Origin of the sequence: Mesorhizobium sp. M7A.F.Ca.CA.003.01.2.1 (assembly GCF_003998945.1) — a bacterium.
Lineage (GTDB): Bacteria > Pseudomonadota > Alphaproteobacteria > Rhizobiales > Rhizobiaceae > Mesorhizobium > Mesorhizobium ciceri.
Map to the genome: position 1 here is coordinate 1 of NZ_RZRA01000376.1, position 4,986 is coordinate 4,986.

Annotated in this window: 7 protein-coding genes; all 7 read right to left on the reverse strand. The window is 62.2% G+C overall.

Annotation, left to right across the window (positions count from 1 at the left end):
- Positions 1 to 192 (reverse strand): DUF983 domain-containing protein (locus EN969_RS16470; RefSeq protein WP_164752011.1); only part of this gene is annotated, 192 nt, incomplete at its 3' end.
- 21 nt (positions 193 to 213) lie between these two features.
- Positions 214 to 705: a L,D-transpeptidase family protein gene (locus EN969_RS16475; protein ID WP_063167681.1), complete on the reverse strand. Its 492-nt coding sequence runs from the start codon at positions 703 to 705 to the stop codon at positions 214 to 216.
- 91 nt (positions 706 to 796) lie between these two features.
- Positions 797 to 1,678: a cytochrome c oxidase subunit 3 gene (locus EN969_RS16480; protein ID WP_024503615.1), complete on the reverse strand. Its 882-nt coding sequence runs from the start codon at positions 1,676 to 1,678 to the stop codon at positions 797 to 799.
- Between the two features lies 1 nt (position 1,679).
- A complete protein-coding gene (locus tag EN969_RS16485; RefSeq protein ID WP_027164147.1) occupies positions 1,680 to 2,312 on the reverse strand; it encodes a cytochrome c oxidase assembly protein in 633 nt (210 codons plus the stop codon).
- Complete coding sequence (locus EN969_RS16490; protein WP_013532777.1) at positions 2,312 to 2,470, reverse strand: hypothetical protein; 159 nt, start codon at positions 2,468 to 2,470, stop codon at positions 2,312 to 2,314. The genes EN969_RS16485 and EN969_RS16490 overlap by 1 nt, the downstream gene beginning before the upstream one ends.
- Positions 2,471 to 2,472: 2 nt before the next feature.
- Positions 2,473 to 3,432, reverse strand: coding sequence for a heme o synthase (locus tag EN969_RS16495; protein ID WP_127224168.1), 960 nt, complete (start codon positions 3,430 to 3,432; stop codon positions 2,473 to 2,475).
- A gap of 59 nt (positions 3,433 to 3,491) precedes the next feature.
- Positions 3,492 to 4,986: cytochrome c oxidase subunit I (ctaD, locus tag EN969_RS16500; RefSeq protein WP_127419247.1), on the reverse strand; the 1,495-nt coding region annotated here is incomplete at its 5' end.

A 4,986-nucleotide genomic window follows, 5' to 3' on the forward strand; every position in this document is an offset into this window, starting at 1 on the left:
GATCAGGATGACGAACACCGCCGGCCCGTCGCCGGCATCGGCGTAGGAATAATCGAGGCCGCAATTGACGCAGCGCTTGCCGACAGTGAGGAAGCCGGAGAACAACCGCCCCTCGCCGCAGCGCGGGCAGCGGCCATGCAGGCCGGCCGAGATCGGATCGATCGGCGGCCAGATCGCCCTGTCTTCACTCATGGGAGCGTCGTCGCTCATTGCTTACCGCTCGATTTCGATCGGTGTGCCATCGGCCACCAGCGCCCAGATTTCGTCCATGTCGGAGTCCGTAACCGCAATGCAGCCGTCGGTCCAGTCGACCAATTGAAGCAGCCAGCCCCACCAGCCATAACCATTCGGTTGGCCGTGGATCATGATCATGCCGCCCGCGCCGACATTGCGCGCCTTGGCGGCGGCCTCATCGTCGGCATTGGGGTACGAAATATGGATCGATTTGTGCGCGATGCTGTTCGGGTTGCGCCAGTCGAGGACATAGTTCCCCTCGGGCGTGCGCTGATCGCCCTCCTGGTGCTTGTGCCCGACGGGATCGCCGCCGAGCGCGATGCCGTAGTTTCGCAGGACCTTGCCGTCGCCGATCAGTTCCAGCCGGCGTTCGGCCTTGTGAACACGCACCAGGTCCACCTTCTCGCCGGCAAAGGCCGGGAGTGCCCCGATCATCAATGCGCAAATAGCCCGGAAGATTGTCAGTCGCATTGGCTATCGATCAGCGATCATTGCGCCAAAAAGAAGAAGGCGGCCACGTTGCCGCGGCCGCCTCCAGAAATGAAAATCCCTCAGGCCTGGATCAGTGGCCCTCGATCACCGCGCCGACCGATCCCCAGACGTAGATCGAGGCGAACAGGAACAGCCAGACCACGTCGACGAAGTGCCAGTACCAGGCGGCCGCCTCGAAGCCGAAATGCTGCTTGGGGGTGAAATCACCCTTCATCGCCCGGATCAGGCAGACCAACAGGAAGATGGTGCCGATGATGACGTGGAACCCGTGGAAGCCGGTCGCCATGAAGAAGGTGGCGCCATAGATGGAATCCTTGAAAGCGAACGGAGCGTGCATGTACTCGTAGGCCTGCACCATGGTGAACAGCATGCCGAGGCCAACGGTCAGCACCAGGCCGTTGATCAGCCCCTTGCGGTCGCCGTGAAGAAGCGAATGGTGCGCCCAGGTCACCGTGGTGCCCGACAGCAGCAGGATGACGGTGTTGTAGAGCGGCAAATGGAAGGGATCGAGAACCTCCATGCCCTTCGGCGGCCAGACGCCACCAGTAAATGTGGCGCGCGCGTAGTTCTGTGCCTCACCGGCAAAAAGGCTGGCATCGAAATAGGCCCAGAACCAGGCAACGAAGAACATCACCTCCGAGGCGATGAACATGATCATGCCATAGCGCAGGTGCAGCGACACGACCCGCGTATGATGACCCTCATGCGCTTCCTTGATCGTGTCCGACCACCAGGCGAACATGGTGTAGAGGACGATCACGAGGCCGATGAAGAACAGCCACGGATTGGCGATGTTGAAGCCGAAGATCGGGAACGACCCGCCCTTCAGATATTCCATCAGGGCGACACCGCCAAAGGCCATGACCAGCGCCCCTACCGAGCCTAGGAAAGGCCATGGGCTCGGGTCGACGAGATGATAGTCATGCTGTGGTTTTGCGTGCGCGTCTGCCATATCAACCCCCGAGATTTGCTTCGGTATTCGAAATTGTCTTGCTGTTGCCATCGGTCGGCGCCGAGGAGGCGACCGGCTTGGTCTTCTCGACCGGGAACATCGTGTAGGACAGCGTGATCGTCTTCACGTCCTTGAGCTCCGGCACATTGACGATGTCGGGGTCCACGTAGAACAGGACCGGCATGTCCAGCGTCTCGCCGGGCTTCAGCGTCGTGTCGGTGAAGCAGAAGCACTCGACCTTGTTGAAATAGGGGCCCGCCAGTTCAGGCTGCACGTTGAAGGTGGCGCGGCCGGTCACCGAACGATCGAACTTGTTGGTCGCCTGGTAGTGCGCCTGCACGGTCTCGCCGATCTTCATCGTCATCGAGCGCTGGACCGGCTGAAACTCCCATGGCACGCCGGCGACGTTGGCATCGAAGCGGACGGTGATCTCGCGGTCGAGCACGCGGCCGGCATACTGCTTCTCGGCACGTTGCGTCGTGCCGCCATAGCCGGTCGCCTGGCAAAACATCTTGTAGAGCGGCACCGCGGCATAGGCCATGCCGATCATGCCGGTGAAGAAGGCGAGGCAGACAGCCGCGACGATGACGTTGCTGTTCTTGCCCGCCGCTTTCCTGGACTTCTCGACGCTCATCACATCGTGCCCAGATTGTGGCCGAACTTCACGATCGTCGCGATGTAGAAAATGACCACCAGCAGCGCCAGCGCCACGCCGATGGCGATAGAACGGCTGCGCTGCGCCTTCTTCTGACGCTCGGTCAACGTGACGGTCTCGAGCTTTTCCTCGATCATGGTCATGCTCCACCCATGGCAAGCGCGCGTTCGACAACGCTGTCGGCCAGATAGGCAGCGAAGATGGCGAAGAGATAAAGCAGCGAATAGGCGAACAGGGCCTTGGCCGGTTTCATGACGCGGTCATCGTCGGCCATGCCAAGCACTTTCCACGCGTACCAGGCAAAACCGACCCCGAGCAGCAGGGCGGCCACGCCATAGAAGGGCGTGGTGTAGCCGAGCAGCCACGGCAGCACGCCTACCGGGGCCAGCACCAGCGCATAGGCGAAGATCTGGCGGCGCGTCGAAGCGTGGCCGGCGACGTTGGGCATCATCGGAATACCGGCCTTGGCGTAGTCCTCGGATTTGAAAAGCGCCAGCGCCCAGAAATGCGGCGGCGTCCAAAGGAAGATGATCAGGAACAAGACAACGCTTTCGAGGCTGACCGTCCCGGTCACCGCGGCCCAGCCGATCACGGGCGGAATGGCACCGGCGGCCCCGCCGATGACGATGTTCTGCGGCGTCCAGCGCTTCAGCCACATCGTGTAGACGACGGCGTAGAAAAAGATGGTAAAGGCCAGCAGCGTCGCCGCCAGCCAGTTGACCAGCACGCCGAGCGTCATCACCGACAGCACCGACAGCACCAGCCCGAAGGTCAGCGCTTCGTGCGGCTGGATGCGACCGGCCGGGACCGGGCGGCTGGCGGTCCTGGTCATCACGGCATCGATGTCGGCATCGTACCACATGTTGAGCGCGCCGGAGGCGCCAGCACCTATCGCAATAGCCAGGATGGCGATCACCGCCAGCAGAGGGTTGATGGTCACGGGGGCGGCGACCAGGCCGACAAAGGCGGTGAACACCACCAGCGACATGACGCGCGGCTTCAGCAGCGCGAAGAAATCGCCCGCCGTCGCTTCCGACATGCGAAAGCCCGCTTCGTCAATCAATGGTCGTCGACAAGGGCCATGCGTACTTAAGTCCATCATCCGTTGGCCGAAACCGCCGGCGGACCGGCGGTTTCGTATTCGAGCGAACAGCCGCCTTACTTGATCTTCGGCAGCTGTTCCCACTGGTGGAAGGGCGGCGGCGAAGGCAGCTGCCATTCGAGCGTCGTTGCGCCCTCGCCCCATGGGTTGGCGCCGGCGATCCGCTTCTTCTGGAAGGCCTCGAACACGCCATAGAGGAAGATCAGGACGCCGACGGCCGAGATATACGAGCCGATGGACGACACATAGTTCCAGCCGGCAAACGCATCGGGGTAGTCGATGGTGCGGCGCGGCATGCCGGCGAGACCGAGGAAGTGCTGCGGGAAGAAGATCAGGTTCACGCCGACGAAGGTGACCCAGAAGTGGGTGTTGGCGATGACGGGCGAATACATGTAGCCGGTCATCTTCGGGAACCAGTAGTACCAGCCGGCGAAGATGGCGAACACCGCGCCCAGCGACAGCACGTAGTGGAAGTGGGCGATGACGAAATAGGTGTCATGCAGCGAGCGGTCGAGGCCGGCATTGGCCAGCTGGACGCCGGTGACGCCGCCGATGGTGAACAGGAAGATGAAGCCTAGCGCCCACAGCATCGGCGTCTTGAACGAGATCGACCCGCCCCACATCGTCGCGATCCAGGAGAAGATCTTCACGCCTGTCGGCACCGCGATGACCATGGTGGCGAAGACGAAATAGCGCTGCGTATCGAGCGACAGGCCGGTCGTGTACATGTGGTGCGCCCAGACGATGAAGCCGACGGCGCCGATCGCCACCATGGCGTAGGCCATGCCGAGATAACCGAACACCGGCTTCCTCGAGAAGGTCGAGATGACGTGGCTGATGATGCCGAAGCCCGGCAGGATCAGGATGTACACTTCAGGGTGACCGAAGAACCAGAACAGGTGCTGGAACAGGATCGGGTCGCCGCCGCCGTCGGGCGCAAAGAAGGTGGTGCCGAAATTGCGGTCGGTGAGCAGCATGGTGATGCCGCCGGCCAGAACCGGCAGCGACAGCAGGAGCAGGAAGGCGGTGATCAGCACCGACCAGGCAAACAGCGGCATCTTGTGCAGCGTCATGCCAGGCGCGCGCATGTTGAAGATGGTGGTGATGAAGTTGATGGCGCCGAGGATCGACGAGGCACCGGCAATGTGGATCGACAGGATCGCCAGATCCATGGCCGGCCCGGGCTGGCCCGAAGTCGACAACGGCGGATAAAGCGTCCAGCCGCCACCGACACCATAGGCACCCGGTGCGCTCGGCATGAACATCGAGGTGAGCAGCAGGATGAAGGCCGGCGGCAGCAGCCAGAAGGAGATGTTGTTCATGCGCGGGAACGCCATGTCGGGCGCGCCGATCATGATCGGGACCATCCAGTTGGCAAAACCGCCGATCAGCGCCGGCATGACCATGAAGAAGATCATGATCAGGGCGTGCGCGGTGGCGAAGGCATTGTACATGCTCTTGCCGCCGTCGATCGCGGCGTCACCGTTCATGCCGTAGACCATCTGCGCCAGACCGCTGAAGATCTGGATGCCAGGCTCCTGCAGTTCCATG

What these genes read in the sequence shown, in the direction of transcription:
- EN969_RS16490 (WP_013532777.1), bottom strand. Translation starts at nt 2,470, where the DNA reads ATGATCGAGGAAAAGCTCGAGACCGTCACGTTGACCGAGCGTCAGAAG.
- EN969_RS16485 (WP_027164147.1), bottom strand. Translation starts at nt 2,312, where the DNA reads ATGAGCGTCGAGAAGTCCAGGAAAGCGGCGGGCAAGAACAGCAACGTC.
- EN969_RS16480 (WP_024503615.1), bottom strand. Translation starts at nt 1,678, where the DNA reads ATGGCAGACGCGCACGCAAAACCACAGCATGACTATCATCTCGTCGAC.
- EN969_RS16495 (WP_127224168.1), bottom strand. Translation starts at nt 3,432, where the DNA reads ATGGACTTAAGTACGCATGGCCCTTGTCGACGACCATTGATTGACGAA.
- EN969_RS16475 (WP_063167681.1), bottom strand. Translation starts at nt 705, where the DNA reads ATGCGACTGACAATCTTCCGGGCTATTTGCGCATTGATGATCGGGGCA.